Source organism: Mesorhizobium sp. M0598 (assembly GCF_040320865.1).
GTDB lineage: Bacteria > Pseudomonadota > Alphaproteobacteria > Rhizobiales > Rhizobiaceae > Mesorhizobium.
In genome coordinates this window covers 41,686-59,243 of record NZ_JAMYQL010000028.1, presented here as the reverse complement: position 1 = coordinate 59,243, position 17,558 = coordinate 41,686, and the positions used below count along the sequence as shown (strand labels likewise).

Annotated in this window: 18 protein-coding genes and 2 tRNA genes; 10 read left to right on the top strand and 10 right to left on the bottom strand. The window is 61.8% G+C overall.

Annotated features, from left to right (window positions below; translation table 11 throughout):
* Nucleotides 1-46 precede the first annotated feature (46 nt).
* The 3 genes from NKI59_RS26520 to NKI59_RS26510 are packed head-to-tail and all read left to right on the top strand — an operon-like array spanning nt 47 to nt 2,073.
* Nucleotides 47-310 carry a metal-sensing transcriptional repressor gene (locus tag NKI59_RS26520; protein WP_023719742.1) on the top strand — a complete coding sequence of 88 codons (264 nt, stop codon included), beginning with the start codon at nt 47-49 and terminating at the stop codon, nt 308-310.
* Nucleotides 307-1,350, top strand: a complete 1,044-nt coding sequence (locus tag NKI59_RS26515; RefSeq protein ID WP_502901105.1) for a cation diffusion facilitator family transporter — start codon at nt 307-309, stop codon at nt 1,348-1,350. The genes NKI59_RS26520 and NKI59_RS26515 overlap by 4 nt, the downstream gene beginning before the upstream one ends.
* 9 nt (nt 1,351-1,359) lie before the next feature.
* Nucleotides 1,360-2,073 carry a HoxN/HupN/NixA family nickel/cobalt transporter gene (locus tag NKI59_RS26510; RefSeq protein ID WP_352707821.1) on the top strand — a complete coding sequence of 238 codons (714 nt, stop codon included), beginning with the start codon at nt 1,360-1,362 and terminating at the stop codon, nt 2,071-2,073.
* Nucleotides 2,074-2,147: 74 nt separating this feature from the next.
* Here NKI59_RS26510 and NKI59_RS26505 read toward each other — a convergent pair whose 3' ends face one another.
* Both NKI59_RS26505 and NKI59_RS26500 read right to left on the bottom strand, forming a co-directional pair.
* Nucleotides 2,148-4,064, bottom strand: a complete 1,917-nt coding sequence (locus NKI59_RS26505) for a multicopper oxidase domain-containing protein (protein ID WP_352707820.1) — start codon at nt 4,062-4,064, stop codon at nt 2,148-2,150.
* A complete protein-coding gene (locus NKI59_RS26500; protein WP_352707819.1) occupies nt 4,064-4,258 on the bottom strand; it encodes a hypothetical protein in 195 nt (64 codons plus the stop codon). Before NKI59_RS26500 ends, NKI59_RS26505 begins: the two co-directional genes overlap by 1 nt.
* 463 nt (nt 4,259-4,721) lie before the next feature.
* Between NKI59_RS26500 and NKI59_RS26495 the strand changes: the two genes are divergently transcribed.
* Nucleotides 4,722-6,158: a multicopper oxidase family protein gene (locus tag NKI59_RS26495; protein WP_352707818.1), complete on the top strand. Its 1,437-nt coding sequence runs from the start codon at nt 4,722-4,724 to the stop codon at nt 6,156-6,158.
* A 13-nt stretch (nt 6,159-6,171) separates the two neighbouring features.
* Nucleotides 6,172-6,612 carry a YqaA family protein gene (locus tag NKI59_RS26490; RefSeq protein WP_352707817.1) on the top strand — a complete coding sequence of 147 codons (441 nt, stop codon included), beginning with the start codon at nt 6,172-6,174 and terminating at the stop codon, nt 6,610-6,612.
* Between the two features lie 123 nt (nt 6,613-6,735).
* Here the strand turns inward: NKI59_RS26490 and NKI59_RS26485 are convergent, their stop codons facing one another.
* The 4 genes from NKI59_RS26485 to NKI59_RS26470 form a co-directional block, all read right to left on the bottom strand.
* Nucleotides 6,736-7,485, bottom strand: coding sequence for an amino acid ABC transporter ATP-binding protein (locus tag NKI59_RS26485; protein ID WP_502896914.1), 750 nt, complete (start codon nt 7,483-7,485; stop codon nt 6,736-6,738).
* A gap of 70 nt (nt 7,486-7,555) precedes the next feature.
* Entirely contained in the window at nt 7,556-8,713 is a 1,158-nt protein-coding gene (locus NKI59_RS26480) for an amino acid ABC transporter permease (protein ID WP_352707815.1), read from the bottom strand.
* Between the two features lie 4 nt (nt 8,714-8,717).
* Nucleotides 8,718-9,905, bottom strand: coding sequence for an amino acid ABC transporter permease (locus NKI59_RS26475; RefSeq protein WP_352452783.1), 1,188 nt, complete (start codon nt 9,903-9,905; stop codon nt 8,718-8,720).
* Between the two features lie 63 nt (nt 9,906-9,968).
* Complete coding sequence (locus NKI59_RS26470) at nt 9,969-10,997, bottom strand: amino acid ABC transporter substrate-binding protein (RefSeq protein ID WP_254820740.1); 1,029 nt, start codon at nt 10,995-10,997, stop codon at nt 9,969-9,971.
* A 427-nt stretch (nt 10,998-11,424) separates the two neighbouring features.
* Between NKI59_RS26470 and NKI59_RS26465 the strand changes: the two genes are divergently transcribed.
* The 4 genes from NKI59_RS26465 to NKI59_RS26450 all read left to right on the top strand — a co-directional run bounded on the left by NKI59_RS26465 (nt 11,425) and on the right by NKI59_RS26450 (nt 14,470).
* Nucleotides 11,425-12,594 (top strand): cystathionine beta-lyase, encoded by a 1,170-nt coding sequence (locus tag NKI59_RS26465; RefSeq protein WP_352707814.1) that lies wholly within the window; start codon nt 11,425-11,427, stop codon nt 12,592-12,594.
* A 249-nt stretch (nt 12,595-12,843) separates the two neighbouring features.
* Entirely contained in the window at nt 12,844-13,515 is a 672-nt protein-coding gene (locus NKI59_RS26460; RefSeq protein ID WP_352707813.1) for an RNA polymerase sigma factor, read from the top strand.
* A gap of 104 nt (nt 13,516-13,619) precedes the next feature.
* Complete coding sequence (locus NKI59_RS26455) at nt 13,620-14,144, top strand: DUF4142 domain-containing protein (RefSeq protein ID WP_352707812.1); 525 nt, start codon at nt 13,620-13,622, stop codon at nt 14,142-14,144.
* Between the two features lie 11 nt (nt 14,145-14,155).
* On the top strand, nt 14,156-14,470 hold the full coding sequence (locus NKI59_RS26450; RefSeq protein WP_352707811.1) for a cupredoxin domain-containing protein: 315 nt from the start codon (nt 14,156-14,158) through the stop codon (nt 14,468-14,470).
* A 90-nt stretch (nt 14,471-14,560) separates the two neighbouring features.
* On the opposite strand, the gene NKI59_RS26445 is transcribed toward NKI59_RS26450, so the two are convergent.
* The 3 genes from NKI59_RS26445 to NKI59_RS26435 form a co-directional block, all read right to left on the bottom strand.
* Nucleotides 14,561-15,781, bottom strand: a complete 1,221-nt coding sequence (locus NKI59_RS26445; RefSeq protein ID WP_352707810.1) for an anion transporter — start codon at nt 15,779-15,781, stop codon at nt 14,561-14,563.
* A 61-nt stretch (nt 15,782-15,842) separates the two neighbouring features.
* Nucleotides 15,843-15,919, bottom strand: a tRNA-Arg gene (locus NKI59_RS26440).
* Nucleotides 15,920-15,969: 50 nt separating this feature from the next.
* Entirely contained in the window at nt 15,970-16,275 is a 306-nt protein-coding gene (locus NKI59_RS26435; RefSeq protein ID WP_352472630.1) for an ETC complex I subunit, read from the bottom strand.
* A 160-nt stretch (nt 16,276-16,435) separates the two neighbouring features.
* Between NKI59_RS26435 and NKI59_RS26430 the strand changes: the two genes are divergently transcribed.
* A tRNA-Pro gene (locus tag NKI59_RS26430) sits at nt 16,436-16,512 on the top strand.
* Nucleotides 16,513-16,635: 123 nt separating this feature from the next.
* Here the strand turns inward: NKI59_RS26430 and NKI59_RS26425 are convergent.
* The gene (locus tag NKI59_RS26425; RefSeq protein WP_352707809.1) at nt 16,636-17,463 is read right to left on the bottom strand and encodes an alpha/beta fold hydrolase; all 828 of its coding nucleotides are present in this window, start codon (nt 17,461-17,463) and stop codon (nt 16,636-16,638) included.
* Nucleotides 17,464-17,558 lie beyond the last annotated feature (95 nt).

The window sequence follows — 17,558 nt, the reverse complement described above, 5'->3', positions numbered from 1 at the left end:
GACAAAGCGCTTGACGCGTATCCTCCCCGGGAGGATATGCTGAGGCATGTCAGATCACCTCCACGCCTCGCATCCTTCCATCATAAAGCGCCTGAAGCGCGCGCAAGGCCACCTTGCGGCGGTGCTGGCGATGATCGAGGCGCATCGCCCTTGCGTTGATCTGGCGCAGCAGCTTCATGCCGTCGAAAGGGCCATCAGCAGCGCCAAGCGCGAGCTGATCAACGATCACATCGAGCATTGCCTGACGGACAGCGTCGAAACCGGCGGCAACTCGCTGGCGGAACTCAAGCAGCTGGCGAAGTATCTATGAATGCCATCGTAGCCCGCATTCTGGACTGGCTCGGGTTCGGCTCGCACGCCGCACATCATCACGGCGGTCACGGTCCGCACGGTCACAGCCATGGGGTCATCGACGCGACAATTGCCACCACCGACCGGGGCATCTGGGCAATCAAATGGTCGTTCGTGATCCTGGCCATCACCGCGGCATTGCAGATGGTCGTGGTTGCGTTGTCGGGGAGCGTGGCATTGCTGGCCGACACGATCCATAACATCGGCGATGCGACCACGGCGATCCCGCTATGGATTGCGTTCGTGCTGGCGCGGCGCAAGCCGTCGCGGATCTTCACCTATGGCTTGGGCCGGGTCGAGGATCTGGCCGGCATCATCATCGTGCTCATCATCCTGTTCAGCGCTGTAGTCGCTGCCTACCAAGCCATCGACAGGCTGATCAATCCACAAGTGGTGACACACCTGGGCTGGCTGACTGCGGCGGGCATTGTCGGCTTCCTCGGCAACGAGGCGGTTGCCGTGTTCCGTATCCGCGTCGGTCGCGAAATCAACAGCGCGGCACTGATTGCCGACGGCTACCACGCCCGCACAGATGGACTTACCAGCCTTGCCGTGATCATCGGAGCCATCGCCGTCTGGCTCGGCTTTTCCTTGGCCGATCCGATCGTCGGCCTGCTGATCACGATTGCGATCTTCGGTATCGTCTGGCAATCGGCCCGCTCGGTGCTGACCCGCATGCTGGATGGAATCGAACCCGGTGTGATGGACGAAATCCGACATGCCGCCGAGCACGTTCCGGGCGCACGCATTGTCGATGCCAAGGCGCGCTGGATCGGTCATAGATTGCACGCCGACATCGCAATTGCCGCGGACGAAACCCTGCCGCTGTCGGCGGCGAACAAGATCGCCGCAGCGCTGAAGGACGAACTATCCCAGCATATGCCGGCCCTGGCTGAGGCGAATGTGCGGTTTTCAACGGTACGTGGAGAGAACGACCATTCTCACGAGCACACGCATGACCACGGCCACATGCACTTACGCTCGCTGATTTTCTGCTAGTCTCGTCCGATGTTCCAGACGCTCGTCGAATTTCAGCGCACGATCTATCTGACGCTCGGCGAACAGATCAAGCTGCTTGCGGCCGGAGGCAATTGGCTGGCGTTCATGGCTTTCCTGCCGATGGGCGTCGTGTTCGGGGCTGCCCATGCGCTGACGCCCGGGCACAGCAAGGCCGTCCTGGCGACTTATCTTGCCGGTTCGGATGCGAAGGTATCGCGTGGTCTGCTCGTATCTATCACGCTATCGTTCACGCATGTGACGATTGCCGTTCTGATTGCGGCTCTCTCGCTGCCGCTGGTCTCAATAGCATTGGGCAGCGTCGGCCGCGCTCCGCTTCTGGAGCACATCAGTCGCGGGCTGCTCGGCCTCATTGGCGTCTGGATGCTCTGGCGCGCTTTGAGCCACAGCCATCATCACAGGCACGAGGGCGAGGCTGTCGGCGTCATGGCAGGCCTGATCCCATGTCCGCTTACGCTTTTCGCGATGACTTTCGCGATGTCCAGGGGTGTTCCGGCAGCGGGCGTCCTGTTTGCCATCACCATGATGGTCGGCGTGGCGCTGACGCTGTCCTGCGTCGCCGTGTTGTCGATCGTGTTTCGGGAACGGCTTGTACAGTTTTTCGCGCGCCAGCCACGGCTGTTCGAAAACATCTCCCGGGCCATCGAGGGCGCCGCCGGTCTCGCGCTTGCCGGCGTCGCTGTCTGGCAGATCACATCAGCTTAAGAGAAAATATGGTTTCAGCCACTGCATGGTGTCCGGTCCGGTGCAGCGGATGGAACGCGCCAAGGCGACGCCAGTCATGTCACATCGATCACGACCATCAGCCCGCCGCCGCCCTTCTCCTCGACATTGTTGTTCGTGGTGTGATGCGGGATGTGGCAATGGATCAGCCATTTGCCCGGACGCTGCGCCTTCCAGATCACGTCGTAGCGCTGACCCGGCCCGACGTTGATCGTATCGGCAAGGAAACGACCCGAAGCGGGGACCGTCTCGCCGTCGCGGGCAACGACCTCGAACGGTCCGCCATGGATATGCATCGGATGGATGAAGCCGTTGTTGGTGCCGATGAACCGCACCTTGAGCGTCTCGCCGACCTTCATCGGGATCGTCTCGGTCGAGGGATAGGCCTTGCCGTTGATGGTGAAGAAATTCGGCATGCCGCCGTCCATCGGCATCGACGGGTAGGTCAGCCCTTCCCGCACCAGCCATTCCTGAAGCTGGATGACGTAATCATGGTCGGCCGCGACCTCGTCGGCAGGATTGGCGGGATCGATGATCAGCGCACCGTAGAGGCCGAGCGCCTGGGTCCGGTCCGGCTTGGCATGGGGATGATAGAAATAGGTTCCGTGCTGGGTTGCGGTGAATTCGTATGAATAGGATTGCCCGGGCTCGATCGGCGCCTGGGTGATCTCGGCCGGCCCATCCATCTGGTTAGGCAGGATCAAGCCATGCCAATGCACCGTCGTTTCCTCAGGCAGGCCGTTGGTGACGTTGATCCTGACCCGATCGCCTTGGCGAATGTGAATTCGCGGACCGGGAATCTGGCCGTTATAGGCATAGGCGTCGACCGCGACGTCCGGCAGGATCTGCCAGCGGACCACTGAAGGCCTGAGCTCGAACACCTTGATGCCGTTCTCCATCCGAAACGGCAGTTCCTGGTCGCCCCTTGCCGTCAGGCCATAAGAGGCGGCCACGAGGCGTGGATCGGTAGCGGCCATGTCACGCATTGTATCGGCCGGCGTGTCGCGATCCATGATCATGCCTTGCGGCATGATCACCCCGCCGACGTCGCGTGCCGACAGCGTCAGGTTCAGCCAGTTTGCCGGCGCGACCATGCCGATGGCGAGCGCCAGCAGGGAGACGGCACCCAGGGCAGCGACCTGCGGCGTCGTGGCATCCGTCTCCATGTGATGGCCGCCGCCTTTGCCTTTGTGGGAAGCCATATCGTGGCGCTGTCCGCGATGGCCACTGGCGTCGGCCTGCTGCATTTGCATCTGAACATGTTGCCTCGTTGCAGGCTGCTCTCGACCATCGATGCCGGCTGCCTGCGCGCGCTGTGTCATCAACCCATGTTTCAGCCCCCGGGCGACCAGCCAGACATTGGCCGGATAGGCAAGCGCAAAACCGGCGATGACGCCGATCGACATCACGCCCCAGAACAGCAGCTCCGTCGGTTCCATCGCGCGCATGTCGCGGCCCATCATCAGGAAGCTCATGACCGGTGCCATGCCGGCCATCATGAAGTTCATGGAGATGAACTCGGGCAGGAAGCTCTTGCGTACGTTTTCCCAATAGGTGCCGCCCATCATCGATTTCATGAACAGCGACTGGAAGATGAACAGGCCGAAGGCAAAGCCGGCGAGATATTCGACGATCAGGTCGATCCACATCGGCAGGCCGAGCGCCGCCGTGACGGCGGCGGCAAGAATGATGCCGGTCGCATCGCCGGCGACGCAGTGGATGGTGGAGCCGACGCCCTGCTTCCAGAGCGGCCGGGTGAACACCTCATGCTCGCCCGGCCGTGGCTCCTTGTCCGCGAGCACGTAAAGCAGCAAGCCGAGCGGACCCATATAGAGGGTGACCAGGATGAAGCCCCATTTCATCACCACCGGCTCGGGATTGATGCGATATTGGTCGAAGCCGACATAAAGCGTCGAAGCCAGCGCCAGCGCGAACCAAACGACAAGAAAATAATCGATCGGTTGGATGAGCATCAGGATGAAACCTTGACCTGCCGCCGCACGCGCCCACGCGGCTTGTTATACAACTCCCAATGGAAATGAACGCGGAAGGCGCGCTTATGATCCGCACCGACCGTACGCTGTTCAGGCAGGCCAATTTTCGTTGTAACCGACTGATCTGATGACGCCTGCCCGCAGCTCATTTCCGGAACTGTCAGTCTTATCATTGCGGCTCTCCTCTAGTGAGGTTGTTATGGGGCTTCCCATCACAGGAAGGTCAAGGGCTTTTGAGCCAGCTCAAATCATCGCTGTCGTGCCGAAGCAGCGCTCGAAATTTGCCCCTTGACCTTCCCGTGATGGGAACCTTTATCGTGTCGCAGCTACCCAGTTGGAGCTGCAAACCCATGAACGCTGTCGCTCATAACCCAGCCGAGCCTGTTTCCGCTCCCGCGATTCAGATTGGGATCGAGGGCATGACCTCCGCCTCCTGTGTCGCCCGCTTGAAAGGCGCTGGGGACGGCGGCATGACGTGACCGAGGCTAGTGTCAACCTGGCTACGGAGCGTGCCACGTGAGTTACACCGCGTGCCGACGCGCGTGACCTTAATCTCGGAGACAACACATGGATCGACGCTGTTTTCTGGCGGCAGGCGTTGCCACGGTTCTCGCCAGCCCGCGCGCCATCGCCCAGATGAAGATGGACGAGATGCCCGGCATGGATATGGGGCACGCGGGCCACGACATGGGCGCGGCACCAAAAAGCGCGACCATGCTGCCTAAGGGCCAGGCGTTGCGCGAGTTGCCGCTGCTAGCCAATGAAGCCAATGCGCCCCGCCTGTTCAGAGCAAACCTCACGGCTGAACCCGCCATGGTTCGCTTTGCAGAAGGGCTCGACACGCCAATCCTTGCATACAATGGTATGAGCCCGGGGCCATTGATCGAGGTGACTGAAGGCGACCGTGTCGAGATTGCATTCACGAACCGAATTCCTGAAGAGACGAGCACCATCCATTGGCATGGCATGCCGGTTCCAGCTGACCAGGATGGCAATCCTATGGACCCCGTTGCGACGGGCACGGAGCGCACCTACAGCTTCGAACTGCCCGAAGGAAGCGCGGGGTCGTACTGGTATCATCCGCATCCGCACGGCAAGACGGCCGAGCAGGTCTATCGCGGACTTGCCGGCGCGTTCGTGGTCAAGCCGAAGGCGGACCCGATCCCGGCCGAGTATGGCGACACTGTGCTGGTGTTCACAGACCTTCGCCTTGCCGCCGAGGGCACCATGCCGGACAACACCATGGTCGATTTGATGAACGGGCGCGTCGGCGATCACGTGCTGGTCAATGGACAGAAAAATCCCGCGCTATCCGTCCCGTTTGGAACAAAGCGGCGATTTCGGTTCTACAACGCGACTAACGCGCGCTTTTTGCGGCTCTCCTTCGACGGCGCACCCATGACGATCATCGGCACCGATGGCGGTCTGCTGGAGACGCCGGTGGCAGCCAAGGATGTCCTGCTCAGCCCGGCGGAACGCCTTGAACTGATCGTCTCGTTTGAGAAGCGCGGCCCGGTCACCCTGAACACGCTCGACTACGATCGCGGCTGGATGGGCGCGGGCCGCCCCGCCGATGCAGGCCTGACATTGCTTACCGTCAATGTTTTGGACACGCCTGCAGAGACGTTTCCTCCGCTGCCGGAAAAGCTTCGACCAATTGCGCAACTTGGCACCCCTGCCGTCAGCCGGCGTTTCGTGTTCACCGAAACGACGACGATGAGCGCGACGGATATGCAGATGGGCTTCCTGATCAACGGCGCGGCGTTCGACATGGGCCGCATCGACGTGGTGTCGAAAACAGGACAGGTCGAGCTCTGGGAAATCGTCAACAAGGCCGACATGGACCATCCGTTCCATGTTCACGGGACGCAGTTCCAAGTGGTCGAGCACGAACGTGGTGGGCAGGTCTCGAAACCGGCTTATCTCGCCTGGAAGGACACGGTCAACGTGGCGCGCGGCGAAACGATGCGGCTTTTGCTGCGCCAGGATCGCCCCGGGCGGAGGATGTATCATTGCCACATCCTGGAGCACGAGCAGCTCGGCATGATGGGCGTCGTCGACGTGCAGGCCTAGCCGGTTGCTCGACGTGGCTGCACTGGCAATCTATGGCGCCCTGTTCACCAGCGCATTCCTAGCCGCAACCATCTTGCCGGTCTCATCGGAAGTTGTGCTCGCCGGCTTGATCGCCGGCGGCCGTGGCGATCCGGTGCTACTGCTTGCGGTCGCCACAACCGGCAACACGCTCGGCTCGGTGGTGAACTGGACGCTGGGGCGTGGCATCGATACGCTGCAATCTAGACGATGGTTTCCCATCACCCGTGAACGATACCAGCGGGCCAGCCGGAGCTTTCGCCGCTTTGGCGCGTGGCTGCTCCTATTCGCCTGGCTGCCGGTCGTCGGGGATGCCTTCACTGTCGCGGCAGGCGCGGCCCGCATGCATCTCGGCATATTCGTGATGCTTGTCGCATTGGGCAAGGCTGCACGATATGCGGTGATCGTCGCAGGAGGATTGTGGGTGCTAAGATAGTTCCCGATGCTCGCCATCGACCAAAGGGCAGATCCTCCCGAGCATCACTGCTCGTCGAATGCGCGCGAAGCCGGCAAGACAGAGAGCCCGGTCCGCCGCTCTTGTCCGAACCGGCGTACAGGATCAGTGCAGGATCTGCGACAGGAACAGCTTCGTGCGCTCATGGCGCGGGTTGTCGAAGAACTCGGCCGGCGTGTTCTGCTCGACGATCTGGCCCTGGTCCATGAAGATCACCCGGTTGGCGACTTTGCGCGCAAAGCCCATTTCGTGGGTGACGCAGAGCATGGTCATGCCTTCCTCGGCCAGCCCGACCATCGTCTCCAGCACTTCCTTGATCATTTCCGGATCGAGAGCCGAGGTCGGCTCATCGAACAGCATGATGCGCGGGTTCATGCACAGCGAGCGGGCGATCGCCACCCGCTGTTGCTGGCCGCCGGAAAGCTGGCCGGGATATTTGTTGGCCTGTTCCGGGATCTTGACGCGCTTGAGGAAATGCATGGCGATTTCCTCGGCCTGTTTCCGCGGCATCTTGCGCACCCAGATCGGCGCCAGCGTGCAATTTTCCAGAATGGTCAGATGCGGGAACAGGTTGAAGTGCTGGAACACCATGCCGACCTCGCGGCGCACCTCGTCGATCTTCTTCAGATCGTTGGTCAGTTCCTTGCCGTCGACTATGATCTTGCCCTTCTGGTGTTCCTCCAGCCGGTTGATGCAGCGGATCATCGTCGATTTGCCGGAGCCAGACGGGCCGCAGATGACGATGCGCTCGCCGCGCATCACCTTCAGATTGATGTCCTTCAGCACATGGAATTCGCCGTACCATTTGTGCATGGCAATGATGTCGATGGCGACATCGGTGGTGGAAATGTGCATCTTAGCGGCATTGACCTTGATCTCTTCCGCGCTGACGGCGTTTTCTATGGCCATGACAAGGTCCCCTTTTTTAGCGTTTGTGGCCGGTGTCGAGACGGCGTTCCGTGTACATTGAATAGCGCGACATGCCGAAGCAGAACAGCCAGAAGATGAAGGCCGCGAACACCAGGCCGGATCTGGCCGTCTGCGGCGTCGCCCAATTGGCGTCGGAGAAGTTCTGCTTGACGATGCCGAGGAGGTCGAACATCGAGATGACGATGACCAGGCTGGTGTCCTTGAACATGCCGATGAAGGTGTTGACGATGCCGGGAATGACCAGCTTCAGCGCCTGCGGCATGACGACCAGACCCATCTTCTGCCAATAGCTGAGGCCGAGCGAGTCGGCGCCCTCATACTGGCCTTTGGGGATCGCCTGCAGGCCGCCGCGCACCACTTCGGCCATGTAGGCGGCGGCAAACAGCGACACGCCGATCAGCGCGCGCAGGAACTTGTCGAAGCTGACGCCGGCCGGCAGAAACAGCGGCAGCATCACGCTGGCAAAGAACAGCACCGTAATCAGCGGGATGCCGCGTACCGTCTCGATGAAGACCACGCACAGCAGCTTGACGATCGGCATGTTCGAGCGCCGGCCGAGCGCCAGCACGATGCCGATCGGCAGCGACACGGCAATGCCGACGAAGGACAGGCTGAGCGTCACCAGCAGCCCACCCCAACGCGACGTCTCGACATGCGGCAGGCCGAACATGCCGCCGACCAGCAGAACGAAGGCGACGACCGGCAGCGCCAGGAAGAGAAGAATGGCGTTCAGCCCTTTGCGCGGTACGCGCGGTATGAGCAAAGGCACCAGCAGTGCCACGAACAGGATGGCCACCACGATCGGCCGCCAACGCTCCTCGACAGGATAGGTGCCGAACATGAACTGGCCGAACTTGGCGTTGACGAAAGCCCAGCAGGCGCCGGTCCAGCCGTCCGACTGGATGCCGCCCTGCGCCACGGTGGCGCAGACCGTGCGGTCCGGTCCCGTCCACTGGGCGTTGATGAAAGCCCAATTGACGATCTGCGGCAGGATCATGGCAACCAGCGCGATGCCGACGATGGTCAAGATGGTGTCGCCCGTGGTGGCAATCAGGTTCTTGCGGATCCAGGCGGTGAGGCCACGCTCGCTCGACGGCGCCGGCTGCGCCAGCGTCATCTCCGTCCGCACCCAGGACATGTCGTGTTCCTGCATGGCCCTACCTCTCCACCAGCGCCATCCTGGCATTGACGACGTTCATGATCGCCGACGTGATCAGGCTGAGCGCGAGATAGACAGCCATCATGATCACCACGCCTTCGACCGCCTGCCCGGTCTGGTTCAAGACAGTGCCGGCAGTCGCCGTCAGGTCCGGATAGCCGATGGCGATGGCGAGCGAAGAGTTCTTGGTCAGGTTCAGATACTGGCTGGTCAGCGGCGGAATAACGATGCGCATCGCCTGCGGCACGACGACAAGCCTGAGGATCGATCCCGAGCGCAGCCCGAGTGCCGCGGCCGCCTCGGTCTGGCCCGTACTGACGCCCCTGATGCCGGCGCGCACGATCTCGGCGATGAAGGCGGCGGTATAACAGGACAACGCCAGATAGAGTGACAGGAACTCCGGCCTGACCTGAAAGCCACCGACCAGGTTGAAGGTCGACTGCTTTGGAAATTCGAAGCTCAGCGGAAAGCCGCTCAGCGCGTAGGCCAGCAGCGGCAGGCCGACGATCAAGGCTATGGATGTCCAGAGCACCGGGAATGGCTGACCCGTCGCCATCTGCCGCTGTCGCGCCTTGCGGGCAACGAACCAGGCCATAGCGATGCCGAGGAGCAGAGCGACCAGGATCAGCCAGGAGCCCTCGCCCCAGACAGCGCGCGGAAAATAAAAGCCGCGCTGGTTGAGAAAGGAGCCGAACGGCAAATTGATGCTCTCGCGCGGCGGCGGCAGCACGGCGAGTACGCCGGAATACCAGAAGAAGATGACCAGCAGCGGCGGGATGTTGCGGAAGACCTCGACATAGACCGTGCAGATCTTCCTGATCAGCCAGTTGCGCGACAGTCGGCCGATGCCGACGATGAAACCGATAATGGTGGCGGTGATGATGCCGACGACGGCCACAATCACGGTGTTGATGAAGCCGACCAGGATGGCTCGGAAATAAGTCGAATCCGACGAATAAGCGATGGCGCTTTCGCTGATGTCGAAACCGGCGCGGCCCTTGAGGAAGCCGAAGCCGGAGGCGATGTGCAGCCGCGTCAGATTGACGATGACGTTGTGGGTAACCCACCAGACCCCCGCCACCAGCAGGACGAGGACCAGTGCTTGAAAGAATATGCCGCGGACGCGAGGATCATTGATGAAGGAACCGCGGCTTGGCTCCTCGCGAAGAACTTCCTGCGATGCCATTCGACAGTCCCCTGGAAAGAGAGACCGGAAGGCAGACGATCTGCCTTCCGGATCCATTTTCGATCAGCGGATCGGCGGAGCGTATTGCAGACCACCCTTGGTCCACAGCGCGTTGATGCCGCGCGCGATCTTCAGCGGACTGCCCGAGCCGACATTGCGCTCGAACATCTCGCCGTAATTGCCGACGGCCTTGACGATGTTGACGACCCAGTCGTTGGAGACGCCGAGATCGGTGCCGATCTTGGTGTCGGCTTCCTGGCCGAGCACGCGCTTGATCTCGGGACTATCCGAGTTCTTCATCTCGTCGACATTGGCCTTGGTGATGCCGAGCTCCTCGGCGTCGAGCAACGCGAAATAGGTCCACTTGACGATGTGGTACCATTGGTCGTCGCCTTGGCGTACGGCCGGCCCAAGCGGTTCCTTGGAGATGATCTCGGGCAACACGACATGGTCGGCCGGCGCGCCCAGCGTCAGGCGGATGCCATAGAGGCCCGACTGGTCGGTCGTGTAGACGTCGCAGCGGCCGGCGTCATAGGCGGCGTTGACCTCTTCCAGCTTTTCGAAGACGACCGGGTTGTACTCCATCTTGTTCGACTTGAAATAGTCGGCAAGGTTGAGCTCGGTCGTGGTGCCGCTCTGCACGCAGACCGCCGCGCCCGAAAGCTGCAGCGCCGAGTTCACGCCTGGAAGCTTCTTGGCGTTGATCATGAAGCCCTGGCCGTCATAATAAGTCGTGCCGATGAAGTTCAGGCCGAGTGCGGTGTCGCGATTGATGGTCCAGGTGGTGTTGCGCGACAGGATGTCGATCTCGCCCGACTGCAGAGCGGTAAACCGCTCCTTGGCGCTGAGCGGCGTAAACTTCACCTTGGTGCCATCGCCGAACACGGCGGCCGCCACCGCGCGACAGAAGTCCGCGTCGATGCCTTGCCACTCACCCTTGTCGTCCGGCGCCGAGAAGCCGGCCAGACCGGTCGAGACGCCGCATTGGATGAAGCCCTTCGCCTTGACATCGTCAAGCGTGGCCGCCGAAGCCGCCGAAGCCGCGAACCCAAACGCGGCGGCGCCCAAAACGCCGATTGCAATGTGTTTCATGACCCACTGACCCTTTTCTGTTTTTTTCAGGCGAACCTGACTTTTTCCCGTGTGAACGCAGCTATGTATCCCGGCCCGTTACCGGAATCCCGCATCGTAACCGACGCGCTGCCTCCCATTCACGAACAACATCGAAGGCGATTATTCCTGTGAGGTCAAGGGAAATGACCAAATCCGAAAGACTTTGAAAACGAACCGCCCGAAATGCCTGAAATTGCAGATAAACGCGCTCGGAAATTGGTCAGCGCGCCAATAAAGCCGGCAAAGTCCGCCCGTGACTTGCCAAGCGCACCTGGCAGCCGCCCAGAGGATGTTCGGCGCACTGCTGAATTGGCATATTCAAGACCTTGGCCTGGCGAGTGCGGTGCGGTTGCGCGGCCAATGCCGCCGCACTATGGCTAACGACCAACCCATGGGACGAAAAGCAATGGCAAAAGACGACAGCGAGATGGGCGTCAACACGCGGCTCGCCCATTCCGGCAACAACCCGCATGACTATTTCGGCTTCGTCAATCCGCCGGTGGTGCATGCCTCGACCGTGCTCTATCCCAATGCGGCGGCGATGGCTTCACGCAGCCAGAGATACACCTACGGCACGCGCGGCACGCCGACCACCGATGCGCTGAACAGCGCGATCGATGCGCTGGAAGGTTCGGCAGGCACGGTCGCGGTACCGTCCGGCCTGGCGGCGGTGACGCTGCCGCTGCTCGCCTTCCTGTCGGCCGGCGATCATCTGCTGATCGTCGATTCCGTTTATCATCCGACCCGCAACTTCGCCGACACGATGCTGAAGCGGCTGGGCATCGAGGTCGAGTATTACGAACCGCGCATCGGCGCCGGCATCGCGGCGCTGATCAAGCCCAACACCAAGGTGGTGTTCACCGAATCGCCGGCCTCCAACACTTTCGAGGTGCAGGACATACCGGCCATCGCCAAGGCAGCGCATGCCGCCGGCGCCATCGTCATGATGGACAACACCTGGGCGACGCCGCTCTACTTTCGCCCCCTCGACCATGGCGTCGACATCTCGATCCACGCGGCGACGAAATACCCGGCCGGCCATTCCGACGTGCTGCTCGGCACCGTGTCGGCCAATGCGGACTGCTGGAAGCAGCTTTGCGAGACGTTCAACACGATGGGCTGCTGCGCCGGGCCTGACGACGTCTACCAGGTGCTGCGCGGCCTGCGCACGATGGGCGTGCGGCTGGAGCATCATCAAAAGAGCGCGCTTGCCCTCGCCGGCTGGCTGGAGGGTCAGCCGGGCGTGGCGCAGGTGCTGCATCCGGGGCTGCCCAGCCATCCCGACCATGATCTTTGGAAGCGCGACTTTTGCGGATCGAGCGGCATCTTCTCGATCGTTCTTGCGGGCGGTGGACAAAAGCAGCAGCACGCCTTCCTCGACGCGTTGAGGTTTTTCGGCCTCGGCTATTCCTGGGGCGGCTATGAGAGCCTTGCCGTGCCGGTATTGCTGGGCGACCGCACCATCGCCAAGGGCCCGTATGACGGGCCGCTGGTGCGCCTGCAGATCGGGCTCGAGGATATCGAGGATTTGAAGGCCGACCTGGCGCGGGGGCTGGCGGCGGCCGCAAAGGCCTGAGCCAGCACCTTTCCAGACTGAGTCAGGAAATCGGCCTAACGGCTGGAAAATTGCGATCCGGAGCGATGTCGGGGCGACCGACCAGCCGATGAAACGGTCTACAAAATAGAGACGGCGGCGTGGCGGAAGCGATAGAATAGCCGCTGCCGGCGCTTGATGCGGATCGAGGCTGGCCGGCGGATTGGTCGGGAACCTTTTGTCGGCCGATGCATCCAATGTCGCGATGAGAAGCCTATCAGGAGATCGGCCATGCCTGCTGCGTTGACGGCAACGCCCGCCGCTTCCGGCGACATGCAGCTTGTCGGCCGCGCGCTGGCACGTGATGGCGATGCATTCCGCACCATCATCAAGACGCACAACCAAAGGCTCTACCGCATCGCCCGCGGCGTCGTGCGTAACGACAGCGAGGCCGAGGACATCGTCCAGGAGGCCTATGTCAGGGCCTTTGCCCATCTCGAGGCGTTTCGCGGCGATGCCTCGCTCGCGACGTGGCTGTCGCGTATAGTCATCAACGAAGCGCTCGGCCGCTTGCGCAAAAGGCGGCGAATGGTAGCGATGCCTGAAAACCCGCAAGCCGAAATCATCCGGTTTCCCCTCAACCCGAGCGACGATCCGGAGCGGACGATGGCGCAACGGCAGATCCTTGAGCTTGTCGAACGGGCAACCGACAGTCTTCCCGATGTCTACCGGATGGTGTTCGTGGCGCGCCTCATCGAGGGATTGAGCATCGAGGAAACCGCCGAACTGCTTGGCGTGCGACCAGAAACCATCAAGACCCGGCTGCACCGCGCCCGCGCGCTGGTGCGCAAGGCGCTGGACGACCAGATCGGCCCGGTGCTGCTCGACGCCTTTCCCTTCGCGGGCCGGCGCTGCGAACGGCTGACCAATGCCGTGATGCAGCGGCTTGGTCTTTCCGGATAGGCCGCGCCGATTTTCGCGGGAACGTTTGGCAGCGACCTGCATCCAATGAGCATCACTGAAAACGAAGCCCGATGCAGTTCCGCGTCGGGGCGAAGGAGAGCATCATGTTTATTCGATCGACCACGGCGCTGGCCGCAGTTTTCCTGCTTAGCGCAGCGCCCTTGTCGCAAGCTGCCGACAAACCGACCGATCCGCAGATTGCACATATCGCCTACACAGCGGGCGTGCTTGACGTCGAGGCGGCCAAGCAGGCGCTGAAGAAATCGAAGAACAAGGAGGTCGTGGATTTCGCCAAGGACATGGTGCGAGATCACGAGGCGGTCAACAAACAGGCTCTCGACCTGGTCAAGAAGCTCAAGGTCACGCCTGAGGACAATCCGACCAGCAAGGCGCTGACCAAGGCGGCGGCCGAGGAACGTGCCAAGCTTGCCAAGCTCAAGGGCGCGGCGTTCGACAAGGCCTATGTCGCCAGCGAAGTGGTCTACCACAAGCAGGTCGATGGCGCGCTCGAAACACTGCTGATTCCGTCGGCCAGCAATGCCGAGCTGAAAAGCCTGCTGGAAACCGGCCTGAAAATATTCCAGGGCCACGAACAGCACGCCGAACACGTCGCCGGCATGCTGAAGTGAGGATTGGGCCAATGGTGTCGAGGCGGCATCTGTGGGTTGTGCTGGCACTGGCCATGGGTGCCGCGCCGGCCAAGGCCGACACCATCGAGGTGACGATCGAGAAGCTTGTGTTTTCGCCGGCAAGGATCGAGGCGAAGGTCGGCGACACGATCAAGTGGGTGAACAAGGACGTGTTCGCCCACACGGCAACCGTCAACGGCGCCTGGGAAGTGATGATCCCGCCGAAGAAGGCAGCGAGCCTGACGGTGAAGAAGGCGGAATCGGTCGATTATTTCTGCCGCTTCCATCCCAACATGAAAGGCCATCTGACGGTGACGTCGCGCTGACTGGCTGATGCATGCCGCGCAAAGGTGTGCAGCGGTTTTGCGATAACGACATGCATAAAACAAGAGCCCAATGCGCGTCCCGGCGCGCTTTTAGGCCGCCAGCCATGCCGTCCCTACAAGAAGCGTGACCAGCGTCAACGGCAGGCCGACCTTGAAGAAGGCGATGAAGCCCAGCGGTTTGCCGGAGACCCGCGCGTGCTCGGCAACGATCAGATTGGCGACCGAGCCGAGCAGCGTGAAATTGCCGGCCAGCGTCGAGCTCATGGCGACGACTAGCCAGGCCCGCTCGGGGTTTTCCAGTCCGGGCACGAACGGCTTCAGCGCCAGCACGGCCGGGACATTGCTCATGATGTTGGACAGCACCGCGGTGAAGCCGGACAGCCGCCAGACGTCATTCAGCCCGAGGTCCTTTGCCGAGGCGACGATGTCGGGCGTCAGCAGCGTCTTCTCCGCCCCGGCGACGACGATGAACAGCCCGGCGAACATGAACAGCAGCGGCCCATCGATCTCGCGATAGATGCGCTCAGGTTTGATGGCGCGGGTCAAAAGAAGAATGGCGCCGCTGATCAGCGCTGCCTTGGCGACTGGAACACCGGCGAAGAAGGCGATCGCCAAACCGACACAGACGACCACCGCCTTCACCACCTGCCCCGGCAACATGCGGCCGCGATAGACTTCGGGGCTGAGCTCGGCTTTGCGCGAAAATTCGGCGCGGTAGACGATGCGGATGATGACGATGACGGCGACGAGGCCGAACGCCGCGACCGGCGCCAGCGCCGCCGAGAAGGCCGGGTAGGAAATCCCCGACAGCGCGCCGATGACCATGTTCTGCGGATTGCCGGTGATGGTGGCGACGCTGCCGCAATTGGACGCCGTGGCGGTGGCGATCAAATAGGGAACCGGATTGCGGTTGATGACGCGGGTGACATGGACGACGATCGGCGCCATGACCAGGCAGATGGCGTCGTTGACCAGGAACGCCGAGAGGACGCCGGTCAACAGCGTCACCATCACCAGCAGCATGAATGGCGCATGGGCGTGCTCGATGGCGAACCCACCGAGCGCGCGAAAGGCGCCCGACACTTTCAGATGCGCCACGACGATCATCATGCCGAGCAGAAGCGTGATGGTGTCGAAGCTGATGGCGCGGTAGGCGTCTTCCATGGTGAGCGCGCCGATGGCGATCATCGCCGCACCGCCGAGCAGCGCGATGCCTGCCCGGTCGAGGCGCAGCCCGGGTATCCTGCCGATTGCGACGCCGGCATAGGTCAGGACAAGGATCAGCAGTGCCGCCGCGCCCATCGCTGTCATGTTTCGGAAATCCTGTTCGCGACTGGCGAGTGAACCTGTCCGGAATAGACCTTGAAAATATTGGCGATCCCGACAGGATTCGAACCTGTGACCATCGGCTTAGAAGGCCGGTGCTCTATCCAGCTGAGCTACGGGACCGCTGGCCGGCCGCATGACCGGCGAATTGTGCCGGGAGGGCCGGTATGGGATCAATGCGTCCAGGGCGTCCTGCGGTCATAGCGGAAATTCTCCGCATAGGAAATCTGGCGGCGCTTGATTTCCTTCGGCTCCTCGACGCGGAAAGCCAGCCCTTCCTTCTCGGCATAGGCGACCGCGTCTTCTCTTGTGTCGAAGGTCAGCCTGATCTGGCTTCGCATGTCGCCGGACGTGGTGTAGCCCATCAGCGGATCGATCTTCTTGCGCTGCTCCGGATCGAATTCCAGCACCCAATAGCCGGTTTTGGCCTTGCCGGACTGCATCGCGGTTTTGGCTGGGCTGAAAATGCGGGCTGACATGACCACCTCATTGCTGGTTGCAAGCACACGACCCCGAGACCACATTACTGTTCTCTGGCCATGCACTAGCCCGTCATTACTGCGCAATGCCGCCTGCAGCAAGGCCGATGGCTTTTTACGCTTGCTTTGGCAGGCTGAAATCACTAGGCAACAGACCGTTCGGAGTGTAGCGCAGCCTGGTAGCGCATCTGGTTTGGGACCAGAGGGTCGGGAGTTCGAATCTCTCCACTCCGACCATTCATCAAGCGAATCTCGTCGGCAGCGCAAGCGGGCCACGCTCGAGCGTGACCCGTCGTCGTATCACGCTCAGGCAACGGACGGACTGAGCGGAGCCAGCGCTGCCCGTCCGATATCCAGCCGTCAGCTTTGGACGAAGGCCAGCAGATCCGGATTGATGATCTCCGGATGCGTGGTGCACATGCCGTGCGGCAGGCCCTTGTAGACCTTGAGCGTGCCGTGCTTCACCAGCTTGGCCGCAAGCAGCGCGGAATCGGCGATCGGCACGATCTGGTCGTCGTCCCCGTGCATGATCAGGACGGGCACGTCAATCTTCTTGAGATCGTCGGTGAAGTCGGTCTCGGAAAAGGCCTCGATGCAGTCGTAATGAGCCTTGGCGCCGCCCATCATGCCCTGGCGCCACCAATTGTCGATAGCCCCTGGCGAGACCTTGGCGCCCTCGCGGTTGAAGCCATAGAACGGGCCGGCCGGCACATCCCTGTAGAACTGGGCGCGGTTCGCGACCAAAGCGGCGCGAAAGCCGTCGAAGACCTCGATCGGCAGGCCACCCGGATTGCTGTCGGTCTTGACCATGATCGGCGGCACGGCGCCGATCAGCACCGCCTTGGCAACGCGGCCGCCACCGCCATAAAGCGCGACGTAACGGGCCACCTCGCCGCCACCGGTCGAATGGCCGATGTGGATCGCATCCCTGAGATCGAGATGCGCCGCCAGCGCCGCAACGTCGGCGGCGTAGGTGTCCATCTCATTGCCAGTCGCGGTCTGCGACGAGCGGCCGTGGCCGCGGCGGTCATGTGCGATGACGCGGTAGCCCTTTTCGAGGAAGAACAGCATCTGGTTGTCCCAGTCGTCTGAGCTCAGCGGCCAGCCGTGATGGAACACGATCGGCTGGCCCTTGCCCCAATCCTTGTAGAAAATCTCGGTGCCGTCATGGGTGGTGAATGTGCTCATCGTCCTACTCCTTGATGGAAAAGTCGGGGGTAACAGGGAAGCTTTTAGCCCCTTCAGCTGGACAAATTATAACAGTGTGGCCAGGGTGAGCATTG

What these genes read in the sequence shown, in the direction of transcription:
- NKI59_RS26520 (WP_023719742.1), top strand. Translation starts at nt 47, where the DNA reads ATGTCAGATCACCTCCACGCCTCGCATCCTTCCATCATAAAGCGCCTG.
- NKI59_RS26515 (WP_502901105.1), top strand. Translation starts at nt 307, where the DNA reads ATGAATGCCATCGTAGCCCGCATTCTGGACTGGCTCGGGTTCGGCTCG.
- NKI59_RS26510 (WP_352707821.1), top strand. Translation starts at nt 1,360, where the DNA reads ATGTTCCAGACGCTCGTCGAATTTCAGCGCACGATCTATCTGACGCTC.
- NKI59_RS26505 (WP_352707820.1), bottom strand. Translation starts at nt 4,064, where the DNA reads ATGCTCATCCAACCGATCGATTATTTTCTTGTCGTTTGGTTCGCGCTG.
- NKI59_RS26500 (WP_352707819.1), bottom strand. Translation starts at nt 4,258, where the DNA reads ATGATAAGACTGACAGTTCCGGAAATGAGCTGCGGGCAGGCGTCATCA.
- NKI59_RS26495 (WP_352707818.1), top strand. Translation starts at nt 4,722, where the DNA reads ATGAAGATGGACGAGATGCCCGGCATGGATATGGGGCACGCGGGCCAC.
- NKI59_RS26485 (WP_502896914.1), bottom strand. Translation starts at nt 7,485, where the DNA reads ATGCACATTTCCACCACCGATGTCGCCATCGACATCATTGCCATGCAC.
- NKI59_RS26480 (WP_352707815.1), bottom strand. Translation starts at nt 8,713, where the DNA reads ATGCAGGAACACGACATGTCCTGGGTGCGGACGGAGATGACGCTGGCG.
- NKI59_RS26475 (WP_352452783.1), bottom strand. Translation starts at nt 9,905, where the DNA reads ATGGCATCGCAGGAAGTTCTTCGCGAGGAGCCAAGCCGCGGTTCCTTC.
- NKI59_RS26470 (WP_254820740.1), bottom strand. Translation starts at nt 10,997, where the DNA reads ATGAAACACATTGCAATCGGCGTTTTGGGCGCCGCCGCGTTTGGGTTC.
- NKI59_RS26465 (WP_352707814.1), top strand. Translation starts at nt 11,425, where the DNA reads ATGGCAAAAGACGACAGCGAGATGGGCGTCAACACGCGGCTCGCCCAT.
- NKI59_RS26460 (WP_352707813.1), top strand. Translation starts at nt 12,844, where the DNA reads ATGCCTGCTGCGTTGACGGCAACGCCCGCCGCTTCCGGCGACATGCAG.
- NKI59_RS26455 (WP_352707812.1), top strand. Translation starts at nt 13,620, where the DNA reads ATGTTTATTCGATCGACCACGGCGCTGGCCGCAGTTTTCCTGCTTAGC.
- NKI59_RS26450 (WP_352707811.1), top strand. Translation starts at nt 14,156, where the DNA reads ATGGTGTCGAGGCGGCATCTGTGGGTTGTGCTGGCACTGGCCATGGGT.
- NKI59_RS26445 (WP_352707810.1), bottom strand. Translation starts at nt 15,781, where the DNA reads ATGACAGCGATGGGCGCGGCGGCACTGCTGATCCTTGTCCTGACCTAT.
- NKI59_RS26435 (WP_352472630.1), bottom strand. Translation starts at nt 16,275, where the DNA reads ATGTCAGCCCGCATTTTCAGCCCAGCCAAAACCGCGATGCAGTCCGGC.
- NKI59_RS26425 (WP_352707809.1), bottom strand. Translation starts at nt 17,463, where the DNA reads ATGAGCACATTCACCACCCATGACGGCACCGAGATTTTCTACAAGGAT.